Annotated in this window: 17 protein-coding genes; 6 read left to right on the forward strand and 11 right to left on the reverse strand. The window is 72.8% G+C overall.

Translation table 11 applies throughout. The features are described 5' to 3' along the window. The first annotated feature begins 102 nt into the window (after positions 1-102). Complete coding sequence (locus tag ACFW9Z_RS09985) at positions 103-1,656, forward strand: peptidoglycan-binding protein (RefSeq protein WP_384637173.1); 1,554 nt, start codon at positions 103-105, stop codon at positions 1,654-1,656. Between the two features lie 88 nt (positions 1,657-1,744). On the opposite strand, the gene ACFW9Z_RS09990 is transcribed toward ACFW9Z_RS09985, so the two are convergent. After that, positions 1,745-2,419 carry a hypothetical protein gene (locus ACFW9Z_RS09990; RefSeq protein WP_384637176.1) on the reverse strand — a complete coding sequence of 225 codons (675 nt, stop codon included), beginning with the start codon at positions 2,417-2,419 and terminating at the stop codon, positions 1,745-1,747. A gap of 74 nt (positions 2,420-2,493) precedes the next feature. Here ACFW9Z_RS09990 and ACFW9Z_RS09995 point away from each other — a divergent pair, with 74 nt between their 5' ends. Continuing rightward, positions 2,494-3,396: a DUF3626 domain-containing protein gene (locus tag ACFW9Z_RS09995; RefSeq protein WP_384637179.1), complete on the forward strand. Its 903-nt coding sequence runs from the start codon at positions 2,494-2,496 to the stop codon at positions 3,394-3,396. 52 nt (positions 3,397-3,448) lie between these two features. Here ACFW9Z_RS09995 and ACFW9Z_RS10000 read toward each other — a convergent pair whose 3' ends face one another. The 5 genes from ACFW9Z_RS10000 to ACFW9Z_RS10020 all read right to left on the reverse strand — a co-directional run bounded on the left by ACFW9Z_RS10000 (position 3,449) and on the right by ACFW9Z_RS10020 (position 10,428). Then, complete coding sequence (locus ACFW9Z_RS10000) at positions 3,449-4,591, reverse strand: XdhC family protein (protein ID WP_384637181.1); 1,143 nt, start codon at positions 4,589-4,591, stop codon at positions 3,449-3,451. Positions 4,592-4,656: 65 nt separating this feature from the next. Then, complete coding sequence (locus tag ACFW9Z_RS10005; protein WP_384637184.1) at positions 4,657-6,114, reverse strand: NCS2 family permease; 1,458 nt, start codon at positions 6,112-6,114, stop codon at positions 4,657-4,659. Positions 6,115-6,482: 368 nt separating this feature from the next. Beyond that, positions 6,483-8,939, reverse strand: a complete 2,457-nt coding sequence (gene pucD / locus ACFW9Z_RS10010) for a xanthine dehydrogenase subunit D (RefSeq protein ID WP_384637186.1) — start codon at positions 8,937-8,939, stop codon at positions 6,483-6,485. Further along, complete coding sequence (locus ACFW9Z_RS10015; protein ID WP_384637189.1) at positions 8,936-9,535, reverse strand: (2Fe-2S)-binding protein; 600 nt, start codon at positions 9,533-9,535, stop codon at positions 8,936-8,938. Before ACFW9Z_RS10015 ends, pucD begins: the two co-directional genes overlap by 4 nt. Positions 9,536-9,537: 2 nt before the next feature. Beyond that, complete coding sequence (locus tag ACFW9Z_RS10020; RefSeq protein WP_384637192.1) at positions 9,538-10,428, reverse strand: FAD binding domain-containing protein; 891 nt, start codon at positions 10,426-10,428, stop codon at positions 9,538-9,540. A 317-nt stretch (positions 10,429-10,745) separates the two neighbouring features. Here ACFW9Z_RS10020 and ACFW9Z_RS10025 point away from each other — a divergent pair, with 317 nt between their 5' ends. Both ACFW9Z_RS10025 and ACFW9Z_RS10030 read left to right on the forward strand, forming a co-directional pair. Further along, complete coding sequence (locus ACFW9Z_RS10025) at positions 10,746-12,548, forward strand: PucR family transcriptional regulator (RefSeq protein WP_384637194.1); 1,803 nt, start codon at positions 10,746-10,748, stop codon at positions 12,546-12,548. Positions 12,549-12,710: 162 nt separating this feature from the next. Continuing rightward, on the forward strand, positions 12,711-13,493 hold the full coding sequence (locus ACFW9Z_RS10030) for a hypothetical protein (protein WP_384637196.1): 783 nt from the start codon (positions 12,711-12,713) through the stop codon (positions 13,491-13,493). A 121-nt stretch (positions 13,494-13,614) separates the two neighbouring features. Here the strand turns inward: ACFW9Z_RS10030 and ACFW9Z_RS10035 are convergent, their stop codons facing one another. Next, positions 13,615-14,421 carry a GntR family transcriptional regulator gene (locus ACFW9Z_RS10035; protein ID WP_384637536.1) on the reverse strand — a complete coding sequence of 269 codons (807 nt, stop codon included), beginning with the start codon at positions 14,419-14,421 and terminating at the stop codon, positions 13,615-13,617. A gap of 150 nt (positions 14,422-14,571) precedes the next feature. On the opposite strand from ACFW9Z_RS10035, the gene ACFW9Z_RS10040 reads away from it, so the two are divergent. Together ACFW9Z_RS10040 and ACFW9Z_RS10045 are read left to right on the forward strand one after the other, a co-directional pair. Then, complete coding sequence (locus tag ACFW9Z_RS10040) at positions 14,572-15,420, forward strand: (2Fe-2S)-binding protein (RefSeq protein ID WP_384637198.1); 849 nt, start codon at positions 14,572-14,574, stop codon at positions 15,418-15,420. 203 nt (positions 15,421-15,623) lie between these two features. Then, positions 15,624-16,724, forward strand: coding sequence for a DUF2637 domain-containing protein (locus ACFW9Z_RS10045; RefSeq protein ID WP_384637201.1), 1,101 nt, complete (start codon positions 15,624-15,626; stop codon positions 16,722-16,724). 44 nt (positions 16,725-16,768) lie between these two features. Here the strand turns inward: ACFW9Z_RS10045 and ACFW9Z_RS10050 are convergent, their stop codons facing one another. From ACFW9Z_RS10050 to ACFW9Z_RS10065, 4 genes are all read right to left on the reverse strand, one after another. Continuing rightward, entirely contained in the window at positions 16,769-17,143 is a 375-nt protein-coding gene (locus tag ACFW9Z_RS10050; protein ID WP_384637538.1) for an ATP-binding protein, read from the reverse strand. Between the two features lie 327 nt (positions 17,144-17,470). Continuing rightward, positions 17,471-19,213, reverse strand: a complete 1,743-nt coding sequence (locus tag ACFW9Z_RS10055; protein WP_384637204.1) for a pyruvate dehydrogenase — start codon at positions 19,211-19,213, stop codon at positions 17,471-17,473. A 117-nt stretch (positions 19,214-19,330) separates the two neighbouring features. Then, on the reverse strand, positions 19,331-21,004 hold the full coding sequence (locus ACFW9Z_RS10060; RefSeq protein WP_384637206.1) for a protein phosphatase 2C domain-containing protein: 1,674 nt from the start codon (positions 21,002-21,004) through the stop codon (positions 19,331-19,333). 180 nt (positions 21,005-21,184) lie between these two features. Next, positions 21,185-24,949: a S8 family serine peptidase gene (locus ACFW9Z_RS10065; RefSeq protein WP_384637209.1), complete on the reverse strand. Its 3,765-nt coding sequence runs from the start codon at positions 24,947-24,949 to the stop codon at positions 21,185-21,187. Positions 24,950-25,003 lie beyond the last annotated feature (54 nt).

Raw genomic sequence — 25,003 nt, forward strand, 5'->3', positions numbered from 1 at the left:
CGCAGCCCTCGGTCTTCACCCGGGCCGAGGGCTCTCCCCTCCCGTCCCCCTCCCGCGGATTCCCCGCAGGTCCCCACAGGTCCCCACAGAGCAGGAGCACCCATGCCCCCAAGCCCCGTCGCCCGCACCCGGGCCCGCGCCTCCATCCTGGCCGCGCTCACGGTCACGGCCCTCGTCGCCACCGGCCACCCGGCCGCCGCCGCCCCGGCCCCGGCCGCCGCCGATCCGCTGAACCGCGCCTTTGACCGGGCCGCGCAGGAGTACGGCGTACCGCGCGATCTGCTGGCCGCCGTCGGCTACGGCGAGAGCCGGTTCGACGGCCACGCGGGGCTGCCCAGCCAGGCGAACGGCTACGGCGTGATGCACCTGGCCAGCAACCCCGAGAACCGCTCCCTGGAGAAGGCCGCCGCGCTGACCGGCGAGCCGGCCGACCGGCTGCGCCGGAACACCGCGGCGAACATCCTCGGCGGCGCCGCCGTCCTGCGCGACCACGCCGACCGCCTCGGCCTGGACCGCGCGGAGCGGCGCGATGTGAACGCCTGGTACCCGGCGGTCGCCCGGTACAGCGAGACCGAGGGACCGGCCGCCGCGCTCTACGCGGACACGGTGTTCACGTTCCTCGCCGAGGGGCTGAACGCGACGGCGCCCGGCGGCGAGCAGGTACGGGTGCCCTCCCGCCCGGTCGCCCCGGACAAGGACGAGGTCCCCGCGGCCGGGGTCTCCGCGCAGAGCCCCGACTACCCCTCGGCGCGCTGGGTCCCCGCCTCCTCCCAGAACTACGCCACCGGCCGGACCGCGACCATCAACAAGGTGGTCGTCCATGTCACACAGGGCTCGTACGCCGGTGCCATCAGCTGGTTCCAGAACCCCGCGTCCCAGGTCAGCGCCCACTACGTGATCCGGTCCTCGGACGGTGAGATCACCCAGACGGTCCGCGACTCCAACACCGCCTGGCACGCCCGCAGCGCCAACGCCTCGTCCATCGGCCTGGAGCACGAGGGGTACGTCAACAACCCGGCCTGGTTCACCGACGCGATGTACCGCTCCTCCGCCGCGCTGACCGCCCACCTCAGCGCGCGCTACAACATCCCGAAGAACCGGACGCACATCGTCGGGCACAGCGAGGTCCCGGGCAACGACCACACCGACCCCGGGGTGCACTGGGACTGGAACTACTACATGCAGCTGGTCGGGGGCGGCTCCGGCACCCCGGGCGACAGCCTGACCTTCCCCTCGTACGCCCTCCAGCAGTCGGGTTCCTCGGGCCCGCAGGTGAAGGCGGTGCAGCTCCTGCTCAACGCCCAGGGGTACGCGGCGGGCACCGCCGACGGCATCTTCGGCCCGGCCACCAAGAGCGCCACCCAGGCGTTCCAGCGGGCCCGGGGCCTCACCGCCGACGGCGCGGTCGGCCCGAAGACCTGGACGGCCCTGCTCTCGGCCGGCACGACCCCCGCCCTCGCACGCGGCAGCTCCGGCGACGCGGTGAAGCGCCTCCAGCGCTCCCTGACGGCGGCGCTCGGCACCACGGTGGGCGCCGACGGCAGCTTCGGCCCGACGACGGAGACGGCGGTCCGCAACTACCAGTCCAGCCGCGGCCTGAGCGTCGACGGCAAGGTGGGCCCGGCCACGTGGGGGGCGCTCCAGGCGGGGCGCTGAGCGAGGAGGACCTGACCGTGTGCCGGTGCGACCGGGGGCAGGCCCCCACGCACCGGCACCGGCACCGGCACCGTCACCGGCCCCCGGGTCACTCCGGGGCGCTGCCGACCGGGTACCCGATCTCCTTGATGTCCTCGGCCAGCTCCGCCATCACCCGCTCCGGGTTCAGCGCGGCGACGACCTCGTCCGTCAGCGGGCGCAGTGCGTGGACATGGCGTACGGCTTCGAGGTCGACCGGGACCTCGAAGTACTCCTCCGCCCACTCCTGGTAGGACTCCGGGGTGCCCGTGACGAGCAGTTGGAAGAGCCAGTCCGCACCGTCGGAGTCCTCGCCGTCCTCCGGGAACTCGATGTTCCCCGCCCGCCAGCGGTCGTCGGCGGTCTCGCGCCAGAGGCAGGCGGTCACCACCGGCACGCCGGACTCGTCGGTGAACGCGGGCTCGTCCACGTAGGCGCGGAAGACCGCCGGGACCTCGTCCAGCACACCGGGCCAGGGGGCGTCGTCCACGTACGGGCTCATGGGCGACTCGTGGTCGAAGCCGCGGGCGTACGCCCCGGCGGCGGAGAAGACCACGGAGTACTCGCCGCCCGACCCGTCCCGCATCGAGGCCATCGTCTCCGTGGGCGACCAGTGCGCGTCGAAGCTGTGCCAGCGCTCGTCCCATTCGGGGCAGAGGATCGCATCCAGCATCGCCAGGGAGCGGCAGAGGTCGTTGAGGGGGGATATGCCCGGCAGCCGGCGGGCAACGTCGTGAACGCTCATATGCTCATCCAACCGCACCCGTCGGCCCCGGTATTCACGTGCACCCCCGGGCAGCGTCCGGGCAGACTGACGCGATGAACGCCGACCACCCACCCGGTCCGGCCCGCAGACGGGCGCTGGAGCATGTCGCCTCACTGTCCTCGGGCGCCCCGCTGGACGCCGGGCTGCGCGTGACGCTGAACTTCCATCCCGACCGTACGGTGGCGGGGCGGCCGGTCCTCGAACGGCTGGGCGAGGACGGTGTGTACGTCTCCCAGTTCGTCACCGGCACCAGCAACGGCGGGCTCACCGCGCACCCCGGCGGTGACCGGTGGCGGTGGGAGAGCCGGATGTTCGGCGGCGCTTACGACCGGGCCGAACCGGGCGAGCGGCCCGTCTACGGGGCGCTGGACGTCCGGCGCGCCCCCTTCGGCGCGGCGCCCCGGTTCGGGTCCGCGCACTTCCGGCTGACGGCCGACGTGCTCGCCTCGGCCACGTTCTGCTATCCGGACAGCGCCACGGAGCCGGTGCGCTTCGGGGTGGCGGCCCGGATGTCGGGGCTCGTCGAGCTGGCGGCGGCGGACCGCCGTGACGCCCTGGACGACTACATCGAGGCGCAGCTCCACGCCCCCGTCCGGCTGGAGAGGGACGTGGAGGCGCTGGTGCTCGATCCGGCTTACCGGGGGACGGCGGTGGAGACCGCGGCCCGTCGGCTGCCGTGTCCGGTGGAGTGGCACGGAGGGTTCCGGCTCGGCGTGGCGGAGCTGCGCCGCCGTCCCGGCTACCGGGGTGCCGCGTACGTCGGGCTCGGAGCGGCCCTCGCCGTCGACGGTTACCTGGACGCCCGGATCATCGGTGACGCGGCGCGCGCCGGACGCCATGCGGAGCAGGACCTGAAGAAGGTGTGGCATCTGCTGGCCCGGTTCGGGCGGGCGTCGGCCGCTCTTCCGGGTGACGTTCCCGCCGTCGTTCCGGGTGGCTTTCCCGCCGGGGGCTGACGAGGGCGGGCCCCACCCGCCGCCGGAAGGGCCCCGGCCCGGAGCAGGCGTCTCAGGCCACCGACGCGAGCGGCTGGCCGCTGCTGTCGTGGTGGATGGGGGTGTGCGCCCCGGTGAGCGGTACGCCGCTGCCGCCGCGCCGGACCGCGACGATCTCGGCGGCGATGGACAGGGCCGTCTCCTCCGGCGTACGGGCTCCGAGGTCGAGGCCGATCGGCGAGTGCAGCAGGGCCAGTTCGCGGTCGGTGAGACCGGCCTCGCGCAGCCGGTCGTCGCGCTCCAGGTGGGTGCGGCGCGAGCCCATCGCGCCGACGTAGGCGACCGGGAGACGCAGGGCGGCCTCCAGCAGCGGGATGTCGAACTTGGCGTCGTGGGTGAGGACGCAGAGCACCGTACGGGCGTCGGTTTCGGTGCCCTCCAGATAGCGGTGGGGCCAGTCGACGACGATCTCGTCGGCCTCGGGGAAGCGGGCGGCGGTGGCGAAGACCGGCCGGGCGTCGCAGACGGTGACCCGGTAGCCGAGGAACTTCCCGGCCCGGACGAGCGCGGCGGCGAAGTCGATGGCGCCGAAGACGATCATGCGGGGCGGCGGGACGCTGGACTCGACCAGGAGCTGGATCGGCCGGCCGCAGCGGGAGCCCTGCTCACCGATGGCGAGCGGACCGGTCCGGCCCGCGTCCAGCAGCGCGCGGGTCTCGGCGGCGGCGGTCCGGTCCAGCGCCGGGTGGCCGCCGAGCCCGCCCTCGTAACTCCCGTCGGGCCGGACCAGCAGCGGGAGTCCGAGCAGTTCCTCGGGGCCCTCCGTGACGCGGGCCAGGGCGGCCGCCGCCCCCTCCGCGGCGGCCGCGAGCGCTGCGGCGAACACCGGGCGGGCGGGGTCGTCCGCCCGTACCGGGGTGACCAGGATGTCGATGACGCCTCCGCAGGTCAGGCCGACCGCGAAGGCGTCCTCGTCGCTGTAGCCGAAGCGCTCGCGGACGGACTTCCCGTCCTCCAGGGCCTGTTGGCACAGCTCGTACACCGCGCCCTCCACACATCCGCCGGAGACCGAGCCGATGGCCGTTCCTTCGCGGTCGACGGCGAGGGCGGCACCCGGCTGCCGGGGCGCGCTGCCGCCGACCGCCACCACGGTGGCGACGGCGAACTCGCGTCCCTGCGAGACCCACCGGTCGAGCTCTTCGGCGATGTCCAGCATGGCGTGTCTCCTCAAAGGGAAAGTGGGGATGGGCGGCAAGGGGAGGCGGGAATGGGCGGCGCGCCTCAGTGGACGCCGAGCCAGCTCTCGATCGGGTTGAGGGCGAAGAAGACGATGAAGATCACCGTCAGCCCCCACATGAAGGCCCCGACCTCGCGGGCCCGGCCCTGGGCGAGCTTGATGGCGGAGTACGCGATGACACCCGCGGCGACACCGGTGGTGATGGTGTACGTGAAGGGCATCAGGACCACGGTCAGGAAGACCGGGATGGCGACGGAACGGTCGCTCCAGTCCACGTGCCGGGCGTTCTGCATCATCATCGCGCCGATGACGACGAGGGCGGCGGAGGCCACCTCGGTCGGCACGATCGCGGTGAGCGGGGTGAAGAAGAGGCAGGCCGCGAAGAAGAGGCCGGTGACGACGGAGGCGAGCCCGGTCCGGGCCCCCTCGCCGACGCCGGTGGCCGACTCCACGAAGACCGTCTGGCCGGAGCCCGAGGCGACACCGCCGATGACACCGCCGGCGCCGTCGACGAACAGCGCCTTGGACAGGCCCGGCATGCGGCCCTTCTCGTCGGCGAGCTTGGCCTCGGTGCCGACGCCGATGATGGTGGCCATCGCGTCGAAGAAACCGGCCAGCACCAGGGTGAAGACGATCATGCTGACGGTGATCACACCGACATCGCCCCAGCCGCCGAACTCGACGTTGCCGAAGAGCGAGAAGTCGGGGGCGGAGACCGCGCTGCCCTCCAGGGCGGGCGGGCCGCTGCTCCACGCCTTGGAGTCGATGTCGACGATGGCGTTGATGACCATGGCCACCAGCGTGCCCACGATGATGCCGATCAGGATCGCGCCGGGGATGTTGCGCGCCTGGAGCATGAAGATCAGGAGCAGGGTCACACAGAAGATCAGTACGGGCCAGCCGGCGAGTTCACCGGCCGGGCCGAGGGAGACGGGGGTCGCCGTGCCCTGGTGGACGAATCCGGCCTTGTAGAGGCCGATGAGGGCGATGAAGAGCCCGATGCCCATGGTGATGCCGTGTTTGAGCGCGAGCGGGATCGCGTTCATGATCATCTCGCGGAGGCCGGTGACCACCAGGAGACAGATCACCACACCGTAGATCACACACATGCCCATGGCCTGCGGCCAGGTCATGTTGGGCGCGACCTGCGAGGCGAGCACACCGGAGACGCTGAGTCCGGCGGCGAGCGCCAGGGGCACCTTGCCGACGAAGCCCATGAGGAGGGTCGTGGCGGCCGCCGCGAAGGCGGTCGCGGTGATCAGGCCGGACTGGCTGAGGAGGTTCTCGTCGACGTCCTTGCCGCCGAGGATCAGCGGGTTGAGCAGAAGGATGTACGCCATGGCCATGAAGGTCGTGACGCCGCCGCGCACCTCGCGCGCGACCGTGGAGCCTCGTTCGGATATGTGGAAGTAACGGTCGAGCCATGATCTGCCGGCGGGGACGCGCGAGCCGGGGCCCGCGGCCTCCGCGCTGGTCTTCGGTTCCACTGACTGCTGGGTCATGATGCCTGACTCCCAAGGTTCACAGGGGCACCCGCTTGGAGATTCCTGAATGCGGGATTTGGGATGACTGCGACGGCTGCACGACCCGGGGACGGCCGGGACGAACTGTTGAGGCAGATACGGATGTGCCGGTGGCACGTGTCGATCCGTGAGGCGCTGCCGTACGCCGGCGTGCGCGGGCGTACGGCGAAGAACCGCGAGCGGTGCGGTACTTGGTGTCTCCGGGCGGTGCGGGATGCGGAAAAGTGTGACGTTCTCGGCTCAGCGCACCGCCCGGAGAGTCGGGGGGGGGGGGGGACCGCTCGGAGGCTGCCGGGTGACGACCGGTGGGGATCACCCGGCAGGTCTTCGGGTCACCCGGCAGGCCTTCAGGTACTGGTGCCGGTGAGGTGTTCGGGCCGTACCGGTGTCCTGTTGAGCTCAAGACCGGTCGCGTTCCGGATCGCCGCGAGGACGGCCGGGGTGGACGACAGGGTGGGGGCCTCGCCGATGCCGCGCAGCCCGTACGGGGCGTGCTCGTCGGCGAGTTCGAGCACGTCGACCGGGATGGTCGGCGTGTCGAGGATGGTGGGGAGGAGGTAGTCCGTGAAGGAGGGGTTGCGCACCTTCGCGGTCTTCGGGTCGACGATGATCTCCTCCATCACCGCGACGCCCATGCCCTGGAGGGTGCCGCCCTGGATCTGGCCGAGGACGGAGAGCGGGTTGAGCGCCTTGCCGACGTCCTGGGCGCAGGCCAGTTCGATGACCTTGACCAGGCCGAGCTCGGTGTCGACCTCGACGACCGCGCGGTGCGCGGCGAAGGAGTACTGGACGTGGCCGTTGCCCTGTCCCGTACGCAGGTCGAACGCCTCGGTGGGCCGGTGGCGCCACTCCAGCTCGATGTCGATCGCCTCGTCCTCCAGCACATCGGCCACGTCGGCGAGCACTTCGCCGCCGTCGGTGACGACCTTGCCGCCCTCCAGGAGGAGTTCGGCGGTGGCCCAGGCCGGGTGGTAGGTGCCGAACTTGGCGCGGCCGAGCTCCAGGACCTTCTCCCGTACGGCTTCGCAGGAGTTCTTGACCGCGCCGCCGGTGACGTACGTCTGACGGGAGGCGGAGGTCGATCCGGCGGAGCCGACCCGGGTGTCGGCGGGGTGGATGGTGACCTGGTTGACCCCGAGTTCGGTACGGGCGATCTGGGCGTGCACGGTGACGCCGCCCTGTCCGACCTCGGCCATCGCGGTGTGCACGGTGGCGACCGGCTCGCCGTTGATGACCTCCATCCGCACGCGGGCGGTGGAGTAGTCGTCGAAGCCCTCGGAGAAGCCGACGTTCTTCAGGCCGACCGCGTAGCCCACACCTCGTACGACGCCTTCGCCGTGGGTGGTGTTGGAGAGCCCGCCGGGCAGCGCCCGGACGTCGACGGAGGTGCCTTCGCTGCCCGCCGTCAGCCACTCCTGCTCGGGCGGCAGCGGCCGGGACTTGACCCGGCGCAGCAGCTCGGCGACCGGGGCAGGCGAGTCGCAGGGCTGGCCGGTGGGCAGCAGGGTGCCCTGTTCCATGGCGTTGAGCTGCCGGAACTCCACCGGGTCCATGCCGAGCTTCGCGGCCAGCTTGTCCATCTGCGCCTCGTAGGCGAAGCAGGCCTGGACCGCGCCGAAGCCGCGCATGGCGCCGCAGGGCGGGTTGTTGGTGTAGAGGGCGACCGCCTCGATGTCGACGTCCTCGATCTTGTACGGACCGACCGAGAGCGAGGAGGCGTTGCCGACGACCGCCGGGGAGGCGGAGGCGTAGGCGCCGCCGTCCAGGACGATGCGGCACTTCATGTGCGTGAGCTTGCCGTCCTTGGTGGCGCCGTGCTCGTAGGTGAGCTTCGCCGGGTGCCGGTGGACGTGCCCGAAGAAGGACTCGAACCGGTTGTAGACGATCTTGACGGGCTTGCCGGTGCGGAGGGCCAGCAGGCAGGCGTGGATCTGCATCGAGATGTCCTCGCGGCCGCCGAAGGCCCCGCCGACGCCGGAGAGCGTCATACGGACCTTGTCCTCGGGCAGGCCGAGGACGGGGGCGATCTGGCCGAGGTCCGAGTGCAGCCACTGGGTGGCCACGTACAGTTCGACCCCGCCGTCCTCGGAGGGCACGGCGAGACCGGACTCGGGGCCGAGGAACGCCTGGTCCTGCATCCCGAAGACGTACTCGCCCTTGACGATGACATCGGCGCGCTTGGCGGCCTCGTCGGCGTCGCCCCGGATGATCGGCTGGCGGTGCACGATGTTGGGGTGCGGGACATGGCCGATGTGGTGGTCGTCGCGGCCCTCGTGCACGAGTACGGCGTCGGGGGCGGTCGCCGATGCCTCATCGGTGATGAGGGGCAGCTCCCGGTACTCGATCCTGATCTTGGCTGCGGCGCGGCGGGCGGTCTCCGGGTGGTCGGCGGCCACGATGGCGACCGGCTCGCCGTGGTGGCGGACCTTGCCGTGGGCGAGGACCGGGGTGTCCTGGATCTCCAGGCCGTAGTTCTTCATGGCGGCCGGGAGGTCGTCGTAGGTCAGCACGGCGTAGACGCCGGAGGTGGCCAGGGCCTCGGAGGTGTCGATGGAGACGATCTCGGCGTGCGCGACGGTGGAGCGCAGCGTCTGGCCCCACAGCATGTCCTCGTGCCACATGTCGGAGGAGTACGCGAACTCCCCGGTGACCTTGAGGGTGCCGTCGGGGCGGAGCGTGGACTCGCCGATGCCGCCCTTGGTGGGCGAACCCTGGGTGATCTTGGTGGGGGTTCCGGCCGGTACGGTCTGGGCCCTGGGTGCGGTGGTTCCGGGGCGGGCCGTGGCTTCGGGGTGCGTCGTCATGACTGGACCGCCTCTTCCTGGCGGGCGGCCGCGAGGCGGACCGCGTCGAGGATCTTCTCGTACCCCGTGCAGCGGCACAGGTTGCCGGAGAGCGCCTCGCGGATGTCCTGGTCGGACGGGGAGGGGCTGTTCTCCAGCAGCTCGTCGGCCGCGACCAGCAGGCCGGGGGTGCAGAAGCCGCACTGGACGGCCCCGGCGTCGATGAAGGCCTGCTGGATCGGGGAGAGCTCGACGGCCTCGCCGGTCTGGCCGTCGGTGGGCTTGGACTGCCAGCGCTTGGCCGCGTCCAGGGTGGTGCCGCAGGAGCCGGTGGCACAGCCGCTGCCGGGGTGGGCGTCGGTGCGGTGCTTGGCGTAGTCGGCCAGGCCCTCGACGGTGACGACCTCGCGGTCCTGGACCTGCCCGGCGGCGACCAGGCAGGCACAGACCGGGACGCCGTCCAGGCGGACCGTGCAGGACCCGCACTCGCCCTGTTCGCAGGCGTTCTTGGAACCGGGCAGCCCCATACGCTCACGCAGCACGTAAAGAAGGGACTCGCCCTCCCACACGTCGTCGGCTTCCTGCGGACGGCCGTTGACCGTGAAATTGACTCGCATGGTTACGCAGCTCCTTCCAGCGTGCGGCCCGCGCCGCGGTACTGCTCCCAGGTCCAGCCGAGCGTGCGGCGGGCCATGATGCCGACCGCGTGCCTGCGGTACTTCGCCGTGCCCCGTACGTCGTCGATCGGGTTGCAGGCGCCCGAGGCGAGCGCGGCGAACTGCTTGGCGATCGCGGGGGTGATGATCCTGCCGCTCTCCCAGAACCCGCCCTCCTCCAGCGCGGCGTTCAGGAACTCCTCGGCCTCCTTGGCCCGGATGGGCGTGGGGGCGGCGGAGCCGATGCCGGTGCGGACCGTACGGGTCTCGGGGTGCAGGGCGAGGCCGAAGGCGCAGACGGCGATGACCATCGCGTTGCGGGTGCCGACCTTGGAGTACTGCTGGGGCCCGTCGGCCTTCCTGATGTGCACGGCGCGGATCAGCTCGTCCGGGGCCAGGGCGTTGCGCTTGACGCCTGTGTAGAAAGCGTCGATGGGAATCAGCCGTGTTCCGCGTACGGATTCGGCCTCCACCTCGGCCCCCGCGGCGAGCAGCGCCGGGTGGGCGTCACCGGCGGGCGACGCGGTGCCGAGGTTGCCCCCGACCCCGCCGCGGTTGCGGATCTGGGGCGAGGCGACGGTGTGCGAGGCGAGCGCCAGACCGGGCAGCTCGGTGCGCAGGTGCTCCATGATGGCGCTGTACGGCACGGAGGCGCCGAGCCGTACGCTCTCCTGGCCCACCTCCCACTCGGACAGCTCACCGATGCGGTTCAGGTCCAAAAGGTATTCGGGCCGCCGGTGGTCGAAGTTGATCTCGACCATCACATCCGTGCCGCCCGCGATGGGCACAGCCGTGGGGTGCTCGGCCTTGGCGGCGAGCGCCTCCTCCCAGCTGGCGGGGCGAAGGAAGTCCATGAGTGGCTCTCTTCTTCTCAATCGGTCGTTCACCGGGGCTGGGGACGGCCTGCCCTCGACTGGCTCGTGTGGCTCGTTCATGTGGTGTTCACGTGGTGTGTGGCCCAGTACACAAGCCAGGGAGCGGTGGGTGCAGTCACCGAAACACTGAAGGAGTTGGCTGGTCTCCGTCCTCGTCTTGTAGATTCGAACGAATGGCGGGGAACAGTAACCTCGCCGCAATTAACAGGTACCCGTTCACCCCCGTGGTCCCCCACCCCACGTACCCCTTCACCCACTTTCCCCCTCCCCTACGGACAAAGATCGGCGGCGACGAGATGCGGCTCCGCGCACTGCTGGAGACCGACGCGCTGGGCCTGCGGCTGCTCGGCGGCGACGACGAGCTGGACCGCACGGTCCGGGGTGTCATGACGACCGACCTGCGCGACCCCAGCCGCTACCTCTCCGGCGGCGAGCTGGTGCTGACGGGGCTGGCCTGGCGCCGGGACGCGAGCGACTCCGAGCCGTTCGTCCGGATCCTGGCGGGCGCCGGGGTGGCCGGGCTCGCGGCGGGCGAGGCGGAGCTCGGGGACATCCCCGCCGATCTGGTCGAGGCGTGCTCCCAGCACCGCCTCCCGCTCTTCGCGGTGCACGAGACCGTGGCGTTCGCGACGATCACCGAGCACGTGGTGCGTCAGGTCTCCGGCGAGCGGGCGGGCGATCTGGCCGCCGTGGTGGACCGGCACCGCCGGCTGATGACCTCGGGCCCGGCGGGCGGCGGCCCCGAGGTGGTCCTGGACCTCCTCACCTCCGACCTGGACCTGCGGGCCTGGGTCCTCTCCCCGACCGGCCGCCAGATCGCGGGGGCGGGCGCCCCGCTGCCCGGGCCGCTGGGCGCCACGCTGGCCGGGCACCACCTGGCAGCCACCCGCACCGGGCGCCGGGGTCCGCACCGGGCGGCGGTCGCCGGTACGACGTACTCGCTCTTCCCGATCCGGAACACCGGCCGGGGCGCGGTCCCGGCCGCCCGGGACGTCCGGGAGTCGGTGCTCTCCGACTGGCTGCTCGCCGTGGAGGCGGACGCCTCGGACTGGCCCGCCGCCCGGCTCGACCTGCTCCAGGGCGTCACGCAGCTGATCGCGGTGGAGCGGGACCGCCGTGACGCGGCCCGTACGGTACGCCGACGGCTCGCCCAGGAGGTCCTGGAGCTGGTCCAGGCGGGCGCCGCCCCGGCCGAGATCGCCGCCCGGCTCCGGGTCGCCGCCCCCGTCCTGCTGCCGGGCCTGGGCGTGGCCCCGCAGTGGCAGGTCGTGGTGGCCCGGGTCGACTGGACCGCCACGAACCTGTCCGGCCCGGCGGGCGTCCCGGGCGACATCGCGGGCGGGCCGGTGGCGCAGGCGCTGCTGGAGGAGATCCTTGTCGACCCGGCGGTCAGCGGCCCCGACTCCGCCGACCGGATCGCCGTCGCCCACACGGGCGAGGAGGCCATCGCCCTCGTACCGCTGCCGGCCGTGCCCGCCCCCCTCCATGAGACGGTAGGCGGCCCCACTGACACCGCGGGCACCACTGGCGCTCCCGCCGCCCCCGCCGCGCCGGAGGCCGGGGAAGCCGCGGGGGCCGGGGCGGCACCCGCGGCGCAGGACCCCGCGCTGCACGCCGACGCGCTGCTCGCCGCCGTACGCGAACCGCTCTCGGCGGGGCTGGCCGACGACGGGCGGCTGACACTGGGTGTCAGCGCGGCCGTGCATTCGGCCGAGGGGCTGCGCGGCGCGCTGGAGGAGGCCCGGCACGCCCGCCGGGTGGCGGCGGCCCGGCCGGGCCGGGTCTGCGCGGCGGGCCACCACGAGCTGGCCTCGCACGTGCTGCTCCTGCCGTTCGTCCCCGACGACGTCCGCCGCGCCTTCACCGCCCGGCTGCTGGACCCGCTGCGCGACTACGACCGGCGCCACCGGGCGGAGCTGATCGAGACCCTGGAAGCCTTCCTGGACTGCGACGGCTCCTGGACGCGCTGCGCGGCCCGGCTGCACCTCCACGTCAACACACTGCGCTACCGCGTCGGCCGGATCGAGCAGTTGACGGGCCGTGACCTTTCGCGTCTTGAGGACAAGCTCGACTTCTTCCTCGCCCTGCGCATGAGCTGACCCGTGCGCCCCGCCGAGCGCCGGTGAGCTCCCACCGTTTGTGAATTCCTTCACCTGACATCGGTCGGACCCCTTGGCCCGGCGTGCCAATCCGTGCTGAGATTCGGCGGTACTCAACAGCACAATGGCGCGCTCGGGGAGGGCAATGTGGCGGATACCGCCATGTCTGGTTCCGGAACGACAGCAGATGACGATCCGCCGCTCCAGACAGCGGTATGGCGGCTGCGGTCCCGCGCCTGCTGGACGGACGCGGCCGCCCTGCTGGAGCCGCACGCGGCGAGCGACCCGGCGGCGGCGCTCCAGCGCACCGCCCTGCTGACCGAGCGGTGTCTCTACACCGGCGAGGGCTGGACCGACGCCGAGGACGCGCTGCGGAGCGCGGAGGCGCTGGCCCGCACCGACGACGAGCGCGGCGGGGCCGCCTGCGAGCGCGGCCATCTCGCCTATGCCTCGACCCTGCTGGGCGTACGGGACCGGGCCGACGAGGCGAGCGTCGCGCTGAGCCGGGCGGCGGCGCTGCTGGCCCCCGCCGCACCGGGGCGGCCGCTGCTGGACTTCCGGCGCGGGCTGATCGCGCAGAACATCGCGGACTCCCCGCAGTCCGCCCGCGCCGCCTACCGCCGGGCGCACGCCGGGGCGGCCGCGCAGGGCGACGAGCTGCTGCTCTCCTTCACCTGGCGCCACCTCGCCGCCCTCGCACTGCGCGAGGGGGAGCTGGCCGAGGCCCGGCACGGCTTCTCGGAGTCGCTGCGCATCCGGGAGGAGCTGGGCTACCTGGTCGGTACGGCCCCGGCGCTGATCTCCCTCGCGGAGGCGGAGCCCGAGCCGGAGGCGGCCCGGCTGCGTGCGGAGGCGGGGCGGCTGTTCCGGCTGCTGGGCGGGGTGCCGACGTGGCTGGCGCCGCACATCGGGGTCCCGGGGCCCCGGGACGCGGCGGCGAGCTGAGGGCCGCCGCGCAGGGCGTGCGCCTCGTCCGCCGGGGCGCACGCCGGAGCGGTCAGCCGTGAACGTACGCAGTGCAGGACGTACGCAGTGCAGGACGTACGCGCGCGCCCGCGCACCCCCGTCAGCCGTCCGCGCCCGTGAAGTGCTCCCGTACGAGGGCCTGGACGACGGCCAGGTCCTGGGCGATCAGGGCGTCCAGGAGTGCGGTGTGTTCGGCGGCGTCCGCCAGCAGGTCGGCCCGGCGGGTGGCGGGGCCGGCGACCAGCGGCCACTGCGAGCGGCGGTGCAGCTCGTCCGCGACGGCCACGAGCTGGTCGTTGCCGCCCAGCGCGAGGACCGCGCGGTGGAAGGCCCGGTCGCACTCGGCGTAGCTCGCCCGGTCCCCGACCGCCGCCGCCGCGACCGTGGCGTCGGCCAGCGGCCGCAGCGCCCCCCACCGCTCCGCCGGAACGGTGCGGGCCAGCCGCAGCATCACCGGCACCTCGATCAGGGCACGTACCTCGGCCAGCTCCGCCAGCTCGCGGGGCCCGCGCTCGCTGACCCGGAAGCCGCGGTTCGGCACGACCTCCACGGCCCCCTCGACGGCCAGCTGCTGCATCGCCTCGCGCACCGGGGTGGCGGAGACCCCGAAGCGGGCGCCGAGCGCCGGGGCGGAGTAGACCTGGCCGGGAATCAGCTCACCGTCGACGAGGGCGGCGCGCAGGGCCTCCAGGATCTGGCCCCGCACGGAGTGACGGACCACACGCGGGACGGGCGGCTCGCTGTGGGTGTGCTCACCCCGTGCCGCCCCCATGCCACGCGGCCGGTCGCCGCTGTCACGCGGACGGTCGCCGCGCACTTGTCCGGGCACCCGGCCGGTCACCGGGGTGCCCGAGTGCGCGCCGGGCGCGTACGACGGCCATACGCCCTCACGCGCGCTCTGCTCCACCACCCGGTCCTCCTCGGCCATCCGTGCGGGCCGGCTCGCGCGTGCCCGGCCCCCCGTGCACGATAGAGGGAGGAGGCTGCAGTTCAAACATCGATCGCGTCGGGTAAGGTAAGCCTTACCTGCAAACGATCCCGATTCGGTGGTCCCTGCATGACCCTCACTCCGCTGCTCACGAGCGCCGCGACGTCCCCCGTGACGGCCGCGTACGCCCGCCTGACCGAGGTCTTCCCCGGGCTGCGCGCCGAGGTGCTCGGCGCGGGCGCGAGCGCCCCGTCCGGCGCGGGCTGGGTCGGGGCCGCCGAGCTGGCCGCGGGCGGCCCGGCCGTGGACACCTTCCTGGCCTGGGACAACGCCCAGGTGCTGCGGGACTACGGACAGCAGGCCCGCCCCGACGTGGTGGCCAGCTTCGGCCTCCACCGGTACGCCTGGCCCGCCTGTCTGCTGGTCACCGTGCCCTGGTTCCTGCACCGCCGGGTGCCGCGCGTCCCGGTCGAGGACGTCGCCTTCCAGCGGGCCCTGGGCCATATGACCGTACGGGTCCGGGAGTTCGCCTGCCTGCCGGACGACCCGGCCGCTCACCTGCCCGGCGCGCGGGTGGTCCCGGACGAGACGGCGCTGCGGGCCGAGGTGCTGGCCTCCCTCACCGAGCACCTGGAGCCGGTGCTGGCGGGGTTCGGACCGCGCATGCGGCGCGGAAAGCGGGCGCTGTGGGGGATGGCGACCGACGAGATCGTCGAGGGCCTCTGGTACATCGCCCATCTGCTCGGCGAGGAGCGCCGCGCGATGGCCGAGCTGGAGCTGCTGCTGCCGGGGACGACGAAGCCGTACGTCGGCAGCGCGGGCTTCCGTGAGCTGACCGGGCCCGAGGGGCAGTCGCTGCCGACCCGGGACCGGGCGAGCTGCTGCCTCTTCTACACCCTGCGCCCCGAGGACACCTGTGTGACCTGCCCGCGCACCTGCGACGCGGACCGGGTGCGGAAGCTCGCCACCGCTTCCTGATCCGCACCGCATCCACACCGCCCGTCCGGATGACGTGGAATCGAACGCAACTCGGTTGAACCGCGCGGCCGTTCGAGAAGATTCCACCCATCGATAGCCTCTCCCACCCCCATGGCGTGCTCTTGTCCCGAAACCCGCGGAGCGGGACGGGAATTCCGTCACGATGGCGCACGAAACGCCCTACGTGACGCAAGGGACCGCGCATGAGACTGACCGACATATCGCTTGACTGGCTGCTTCCGGGCGCCGTGCTGCTCGTGGGAGTCATGGCGGCGGTGACGGTGGTCGCACGCGGCAAGCGTGCTGCCGGCAAGGCCGCGGCCGACGACAACTGGGAACGCAGCGAGGAACGGCGTCGGCGCAAGGAAGCGCTGTACGCCACCGCCTCCTACGTCCTGCTGTTCTGCTGCGCGGCCGTCGCCGCCGCGCTCTCCTTCCACGGGCTCGTCGGCTTCGGCCGGCAGAACCTGAACCTCAGCGGGGGCTGGGAGTACCTGGTCCCCTTCGGACTGGACGGCGCCGCCATGTTCTGTTCCGTGCTGGCCGTACGGGAGGCGAGCCACGGAGACGCGGCACTCGGCTCCCGGCTGCTGGTGTGGACGTTCGCCGGGGCCGCCGCCTGGTTCAACTGGGTGCACGCCCCGCGCGGCATCGACCACGCGGGCGCTCCGCACTTCTTCGCGGGGATGTCCCTCTCGGCCGCGGTGCTCTTCGACCGCGCGCTGAAGCAGACCCGCCGGGCCGCGCTGCGCGAACAGGGCCTGGTGCCCCGTCCGTTGCCGCAGATCCGGATCGTCCGCTGGCTGCGGGCACCCCGGGAGACCTTCGGCGCCTGGTCGCTGATGCTCCTGGAGGGCGTCCGCACGCTGGACGAGGCGGTGGACGAGGTGCGGGAGGACCGCAGGGAGCGGGAGCAGGACCGGCTCCGCCGACGCGACCAGGAGAAGCTGGACCGGGCCCGCATCAAGGCCCTGAACCGGCAGAACCGGGCCTGGGGACGCGGGCGGGGCGGCCACCAGGTGGACGTCCAGGCCCTCGCCCCGGCGTCGGGCTCCACGGCGCCGCCCGCCGTGGAGCCCGCCATAGCAGAGCCGGGTCAGCTGCCTCTGCGCCCCCGGCCATCCCTGCAAGCCGTCGGCCCGACCCAGTCGGCGGACGGTTCGAGCTCGAAGAGCCTCGGCCCTTCGAAACCGGGAAGTGACGCACGGACGGTCGACCTCACCGCCGAGGACGACACCCAGACACTCCCCCGGCTCGACTCGCTGGAACAGAAACTCAAGGATCTGGAGCAGCAGTTCGGCTGAGCGCGCGGGCCGGTGACCCGCACGCGTCGCGGCGGAGGCCTCGGTCAGGGGCCTTCGCCGCGCAGCTCGAACCAGACCACCTTGCCCAGGGCCCGCGCCTCGACCCCCCAGGCGTCGGCCAGACTCCGCACCAGGATCAGCCCCCGGCCGTGCGTACCGTCGTCGGCGTTCGGTACGTACGGCGCGGGCAGGTCCGCCTCGAAGTCCTGGACCTCCACCCGTAACGCCGCGGGCGTCGCCGTCGCCGTGACCACGGCCCCGTGCCGGGTGTGGATGAGCGCGTTGGTCACCAGCTCGCTCAACAGCAGCTCCGCCGCCTCGATCTGTTCGGTGCCGGAGCGATGTCGCAGGAACTCCCGCAGTTCGCGCCGGACTTCACCCACCTCCGACCGCTCCGTATGGCCGACCCTGCGCCGCATCCGGGCCGGCTGCTGCTGCGCCTCGCCCGGTCTCCGCCCCCGGGGGCCTCGCCCCTCGACGGCCTGGACCCTGTTCTGACGCTTCACCATGTCCCCCGCCCGCACAGCGATCCGACCTCCCCTGTTCCGGCCGTCCGTCGAACGGCCTCACGGGATGCATGCCCCTGTACGCACACGGTCACGCTTGTCGGTCCGGCGAGAAGAGTTCGGGCAGAGGCAGCGGGGGGCGCACGGGGAGACGCCGTCCCGTACTCGCCTTCAGCGGCGCTCAGGCCAGCGCCCGGGGGCGCACCGCCTCAAGGCCGGGGCACGTCAAGGAGGTTGGAGTCAAGGGCGGGGCACGTTACGGAGGTTGGAGCGGGCCATCTGCAACATCCGGCCCACCCCGCCGTCCAGCACGACCTTGCTCGCCGAGAGCGCGAAGCCGGTGACCATGTCCGCCTTGATCTTCGGCGGGATGGAGAGCGCGTTGGGGTCGGTCACCACATCGACCAGCGCCGGGCCCTTGTGCCTGAACGCGTCCTTCAGCGCGCCCTGCAACTGCTTGGGCTTCTCGACCCGCACCCCGTACGCCCCGCAGGCGCGGGCCACGGCGGCGAAGTCCGGGTTCTTGTTGGTGGTGCCGTAGGCGGGCAGTCCGCCGACCATCATCTCCAACTCCACCATGCCCAGCGAGGAGTTGTTGAACAGCACCACCTTCACCGGCAGGTCGTACTGGACCAGGGTCAGGAAGTCGCCCATCAGCATGGCGAACCCGCCGTCGCCCGACATCGCCACGACCTGCCGCCCCCGGTCCACGAACTGGGCGCCGATCGCCTGCGGCAGCGCGTTGGCCATCGAGCCGTGACTGAACGAACCGATCACCCGCCGCCTGCCGTTGGGCGTCAGATAGCGGGCGGCCCACACGTTGTTCATCCCGGTGTCGACGGTGAACACCGCGTCCTCGTCGGCCATGTCGTCCAGGACGGAGGCCACGTACTCGGGGTGGATCGGAGTGTGCTTCTCGACCTTGCGGGTGTACGCCTTGACGACACCCTCCAGCGCGTCGGCGTGCTTCTTCAGCATCCGGTCGAGGAACTTGCGGTCGCTCTTCGGCTTCACCCGGGGCGTCAGACAGCGCAGCGTCTCGCGTACGTCACCCCAGACCGCGAGGTCCAGCTTGGAGCGGCGGCCCAGGCGCTCGGGGCGCACATCGACCTGGACGATCTTCACATCGTCCGGGAGGAACGCGTTGTACGGGAAGTCCGTGCCGAGCAGGATCAGCAGGTCGCACTCGTGGGTGGCCTCGTAGGCGGCGCCGTAGCCGAGCAGGCCGCTCATACCGACGTCGTACGGGTTGTCGTACTGGATCCACTCCTTGCCGCGCAGCGCGTGCCCGACCGGGGACTTCACCTTCTCGGCGAACTCCATCACCTCGGCGTGCGCCCCCGCCGTGCCGCTGCCGCAGAACAGCGTCACCCGCTTGGCCTCGTCCACCATCCGGCAGAGCTTGTCGATCTCGTCGTCCCCGGGGCGTACGGTCGGCCGCGAGGTGACGAGGGCGTGCTCGACGGTCTTCTCGGGTGCGGTCTTGGAGGCGATGTCGCCCGGCATGGTCACGACGCTGACGCCACCGCGCCCGATGGCGTGCTGGATGGCCGTCTGGAGGAGGCGCGGCATCTGCTCCGGGTTGGAGATCATCTCGTTGTAGTGGCTGCACTCCTGGAAGAGCAGCTCCGGATGGGTCTCCTGGAAGTAGCCGAGCCCGATCTCGCCGGAGGGGATGTGCGAGGCGAGGGCGAGGACCGGGGCCATCGAGCGGTGCGCGTCGTACAGGCCGTTGATCAGGTGCAGGTTGCCCGGCCCGCAGGAGCCCGCGCAGGCCGCCAGGGACCCGGTGATCTGGGCCTCGGCCCCGGCGGCGAACGCGGCGGTCTCCTCGTGCCGGACGTGGATCCAGTCGATGGACGGGTTACGCCGGATGGCGTCCACGACGGGGTTCAGGCTGTCGCCGACGACACCGTACAGACGCTTGACGCCCGCCCTGGTGAGGATGTCGACGAACTGCTCCGCCACGTTCTGCTTGGCCATGGGTGCGCGCCCTTCCCTTGCCCGTGCTCCGTGCACTGTCGGTTGTCCGGACTCCGGAGGCCGAAACGTCGGCCGGACGTACGGCCTCCGGAATCCATCAACCCATGGCGTGCGCGGTTACGCCTCCCAGACGGCCGCGCAGGTGCGGTCGTCGGCGTACCCCTTGATCCGGAGCTGGGTGTCGGCGAGGAAGGCGGGCAGTCCGGGCGGACCGGGCGGTCCCCAGCGCTCGGCGAGCTCGGCGGGGAGCTCCGGTTCGCCGCGCATGGGCTCGGCGAGCCCGTTGCTGCACAGGAGCAGTGTGTCGCCCGGCCGGGCCACGGAGGCCCGGAAGCGGAACAGCTCGGCGGGCGGCGGGGGCGGGCCTTCGCCGTACGGGGACGGGGGCGTGGTGATCTGGAGGTCCATGGTCAGCCGGTCGCCGTCCGGGCTCTCCTCGCCCGCGCCGCCACCGCCTCCGGAGGAGGACTGCTGCTCCGGAATCACCGGCTCCAGGTCCTGCCAGAGCCCGTCGCGGAGCCGGAAGAGACCGCCGCTGCCGACGCCGAAGAAGACCCGGGTGCGGCAGTCGGGGTCGGCGGAGAGCAGCAGGCACCGCAGGCTCGTGGTGTACTCCCCCGGTTCCACGCCCAGTTCGGCGGCTCGGGCGCGCAGTTTGCCGTACGTACGGTCGGTGAGCCGGTGGAGTCCCGCCTTCAGGTCGCCCCGGCGGCCCGCCCTTATGTCCTCGGAGAGCCGGGCGTGGCTGCGGGCGACGGCGCCCCCGATCCAGCGGCAGGCGTCGGCCGCGGCGAGGTGCGCCCCCTCGCTGCCCCGTGCGCCCCCCGCCACGGCGACGAGGACGAGGGCGCTCTCCGCCGCGCCGAACCGGGCGGTGAGCAGCGCGTCGCGCCGCGGTTCGCCCCGGAACCGGGCGGAGTCGCCCCGGACGGAGGCGGCGCGCAGGGTGTACGTCCCGTACCGGGCGCCGTCCAGCACGGTGTCCGGGACCAGGGCGTCCAGATTCTCCGAGGTGGCGGCGGGCAGGGCGGCGGGCTCGGCGTCATAGGTGGGCGGCCGGTCCCCGAGGTGACCGACGAGGGGCCGGGACCCACCGGCACCGTCGGCCGGGGCGTCGCTCGCGGCCCAGTCCGGGGGGAGCGCGTGCAGGGCGCTGGGGTCGGGGACGGTGACCGTGTCGACCGGGGCGGGCGGCTCGGGCTCGGGCGGTTTCGGCACGGCGAAGGTACGCGGCACGGGCGGCCCGGAGGGCGCTTCCCAGGGGGCCGGAAAGGCGGTGTTACGGGGGCCGGGGAGGGCGGCTGCGGAGGCGGGGGCCGCGTACGGCTCCGGCTCGGTCACCTCGTAGGTCTCGGGCTCCCGCGACGGCTGCTCCCGCTCCGGAACGTCGTACGGCGTCCGCTCCGGGTACGGGTCCCAGGCCGTCCGCGGGTCAGGTTTCGGTTCCTCCTCCGGCTGCGGCCCGTCCGCCTCCGGCCCCGGTCTCCGCTCCGGCTCCGGCTCCGGCTCCGGCTCCGGGTAAGCCTCCTGGACCGTCTCCCGAACGATCTCCCGGTCGGCAGCGTCCCGAGCGGCAGCATCCCGAGCGGCGGCGTCCCGGGATGCCGCCGTCCGGGATGCGGGCTCCCGCTGGTGGCCCACCGCGCTGCTCACCGTGTCCGACACGGAGTCGAAGCGGTCGTCGAGGCTGTCGGGCGCGCTGCTCGGACCCGTGTCCGGCGCGGTCTCGTCGTACAGCTTCCGCCACCAGTCGTCCTCATGGGCGGCGGGCTTCTCCCCCTGCTGACTCATGCCCTTATTGTCCACCGCGGAGCCCGCCCGAAAACGGGGCGACCCGAAAAAGTGGCCCGTAAATGAGGGTCCGCCGGGCGGCCCACCCCCACAGGAAGGACGCCCGGCGGACCGGTCGGTGCGATCAGCGGATGACCGTCTCAGCCGCTCATCGGATCAGCAGTTCATCGGTTGCCGGGTTCAGCGCACGGCATAGGCGTCGTGCACGGTCTGCACGACGGAGCCGCCCTTGGCGTCCGTCAGCTCCGTCCTCAGCGTGACCGTCCGGCCCGCCGCGCCCGCGTGGTCCACGGTCGCCGTCCACCGCCCGCCCTGCTGGGCCGTGGCCGCCGCGTGCCAGGTCCCGCCCCCGTCGTACGAGAAGGAGACCGAGGCCCCGGTGAGCCTGCCGGGGGCGTACCCCGCGTGCCCGGTGGCGGTGAGGCCGATCCGGAGGCCGTCCCGCGCGGGGACGGTCTTCATCCCGTCCGACGGCACGTCGTAGCGCGGGAAGAGCAGCGGGAGCCCCTGCGACGCCACATCCGGCTTCCGCTCGGAACGGAAGCTCCAGGTGGTCTCCGTCTGTGTGGACCGCTTCCAGACGGCGGCGGGCGAGCCGATCTTCGTGGTCATCAGGGTGAGTTCGTACGCGGCGTCCTCGGCCGGGACGGTGAAGACGCCGAACGGGTAGCCGCTGCTCCCGACGAGTTCGCCGTTCCGGCTGAGCTGTACGTTGCCGATGTCCCCGAACGAGCCCTGCTGACCGATGTGTTCGGTGTCGGTCATGAACGCGGGGGCGACGCCGATCAGATTGTCCTGCCGCTCCCCCGCGAGCAGTTCCCTGCCCGAGGCGTCACGCGGGGCGCCGGGGACGATCAGGCCCCGGTACCACGTCTCGGTGGTGGCCCGACCGGCCTGGTACGTAAGGGGGTTGCCCGTCATCAGCTCGCCCCAGGGGAAGCTGGAGGAGAGCATCTTCTGCCAGACGGTGTCGCCCGCCGTGTAGTACTCGGTGCGCTTGCCGGGGGCGGCGACCAGGTCGAGGGAGGAGGCGCCGAAGGTCCCGCCGTAGGGCCGGGAGACGAGCAGCGTGTCGATGAAGTCGGCGGTCACGCCCATGGATTCATGGGTGGAGACGACCGAACCGAGCTTCCTGTCACGGACCTTGTAGGTGCGGTCCGAGGTGATCTGCCCCTTCTCCGGGAACGACAGGTTGTAGACGAACGGGCTGACGGCCGTGGCCCGCCAGGAGACCTCGGCCTTCCCCTTGCCGAGCGCCTCGGCCAGTACGGCGGCCTCGTCGGCCCGCAGGCCGAGGACCGGCAGGGGCGCGGCCCCGTAGCCGAGACCGGGCTTCCAGTCACCGGCCGAGGGGCGGTGCACCAGCAGCGCCGTGGCTCCGGCCTCCTCGGCGGCCCGCGCCTGGGCGAGGACGCTGGGCGCCCCGTCCGCCACCTTCACCAGGGCGACCTTGTCCCGCACCCCGGCGGCCGCCAGCTCGTCCGGGCTCCCCGCACCGGCATCGACGACCTCGGCGCGCCCCGTACCGTCCAGGTTGACCGAGCCGGTGGTGGCGGGCCTGGGGTGCAGGTCGGCGCCGCCGACGAGGGAGAACTTCTGGATCTGCGGGGCGTAGGCGCGCCAGAAGGAGGCGAACTCGAACTCCCCGTCATCTGCCCGGCCCTGGACGTCCGCCACGTACTCCTGCACGGTCCCGGGGCCCGAGATGGACCCGGAGTGCAGCCAGGTGTCGTCCCAACTGCGCCCGAACGACAGGGTCGTGCCGCGCGTCTCACTCACCCGGTCCTCGGTGGTCACGCGCAGGCGGTGCGCCTTGCGGGCGTCCAGGACGAGGGTGGTGTCCTTGGTCAGGTTGAGCTGAGGGCGGGCCAGATAGCCGACGGAGGCGACGAGTTGGCCGGTCGGGTCCGTGGTGTCGGGGGTCGCGATGAAGCTGGAGACGAAGTAGGCGCCGGGGCGGACCCGGTACGTCTGGTCGGTGGCGCCCTCGTTGAAGCGGCGTTCGCCGGAGGCCGTGTCGGTGCCGATGAGGTCGAGCGAGGAGACGCCGTCCGCCGGCTTTCCGGTGCGGTCGATGAGCTTGACCCGCAGGGTGACGGTCTCGGGGGCCACGTACAGGGAGAACGGGGTGGAGACCGTCACTCCCCCGGATGCGGTGGCCAGAACCCGCCCGGTGACGTCCCCGTACTGGGCGGCGGTCAGCCGTGCGGTGGGGTCGAGGGCGAGCGGGACCTCGACGCTCGCCCCGGCGGGCACGGTGACGGACGTCCGGCCGAGGGCGGCGACCTTGGAGCGGACCGGCGAGCCGTCGTTGCCGGTGACGCCCGCGACCTTCAGCGAGAGCTGCACCGCCTTGGCTCCGGTGTTGGTGTACGGCACCGAAACCGTCGTGCGATCGCTGCTGTCCTGCGGCCAGTTGAAGGTGCCGCCCTGGACGGCCGGGGCGCCGAGCACCCGCGTACGGAGGGCGCGGTCGACATCGAGGCGGCCGCCGCCCGTCTCGCGTACGTCACCGGGGACCGCGCTCTTCGCGGAGGAGACGAGGGCCGCCTTGACCTGCTGGGCGCTCCACTGAGGGTGGCGCTGCTTCACGATGGCGGCGGCCCCGGCGACGTGCGGGGTCGCCATCGACGTACCGGACAGGGCGCGGTACGCCTGGGAGCCGCGCCCGCCCGCCGCCGCTGCCGAGATGGCCACGCCGGGAGCGGCGATCTCCGGCTTGAGCGTGTGCGAGACGGTCGTGGGCCCCCGGCTGGAGAAGTACGCCGTGGAGTCGTCGCGGTCGACCGCTCCCACCGTGAGGACGCCGGGCGCGCAGCCGGGCGAGGAGACGGTGTTCAGGGACGGGCCGAGGTTTCCGGCGGCGACCACGAACAGGGTGTCCTTGTTCTTGCCGAGCTCCTCGGCGGCCAGGCTCATCGGGTCGGTGCAGTCGGTGGGTTCGGCGCTGCCCAGGCTCATGGAGACGACATCGGCCTTCTGGTCGACGGCCCACTGCATGCCCGCGATGATCCAGGAGGCGGCGCCCGAGCCGCTGTCGTTGAGGACCTTGCCCACCATGAGCTCGGCGCCGGGCGCGACGCCCTTGTTCTTCCCGCCGCTCGCCGCGCCGGAGCCGCCGACGGTGGAGGCGACATGGGTGCCGTGGCCCTGGCGGTCGTCGGTGGTGGCGGAGTCGGTGAAGTTCTCGGCTGCGGTGATCCGGCCCTGGAGATCGGGGTGCTGGGCGTCGGCCCCGGTGTCCAGGACGGCGACCCTGGTGCCCGTGCCGTCGTGTCCGGCGGCCCAGGCACGGTCGGCGCCGACCTGCTTCGTCGACTTGCCGAGAGTGGCCTGGACCTTGCGGTCGAGCCAGAGCTTTCTGAGGCCGGAGCCCGCCCGGGAGCGGGGGGCGGTGATGTCGGCCCAGAAGGCGGCGGCGTGCTTCTTGTCGGCCGTCAGCGCGAGGCCGTCGATCACGTCGAGGGCCTGGCCGCGCTCGGCCCCGCGCGGGGTGGCGGGGGCGCTGCGGGCGGTGTCGCCCGTGTAGGTGGCGATCAGCGGGACGGAGCCGGTGCTGCGGTCGTCGTAGCCCTGGCGGATCAGTCCGGTGACGTTGAAGAGTTCCTCGTCGACGGCGCCCCGGGCGAGCGCGGCGACGGCGGTGTCGGGGTAGACGTACAGGTCACGGCCGGACTGCCGGGTCTGGACGAGCGGGAGGCTGCCGTCCGGGCGCGGCAGGGCCGTGGCGGCGAAGGCGCCCGAGGGGTCGGTGGTCACCAGCACCCTGTCACCGGTCACGAGGGTCAGGGTGACGGGCTGTGCGTCGGCGGCGGCCGCGCTGCCGGTGAGCGGCCGTTCGGTGTCCCGCCCGTCCGGTGGCGCCGCCATGGACGGTGCGGTCACCGTGACGGCGAGGACGGCGGCGGTCGCCGCCCCCAGTGCCGTACGCGATATCGGGCGCATCGCTCTCCCCAGGTCGTTCCGGAACGAAGCAGCCGAAGTGGCCCCATTCCGGAG

Source organism: Streptomyces sp. NPDC059452 (assembly GCF_042750035.1).
Lineage (GTDB): Bacteria > Actinomycetota > Actinomycetes > Streptomycetales > Streptomycetaceae > Streptomyces.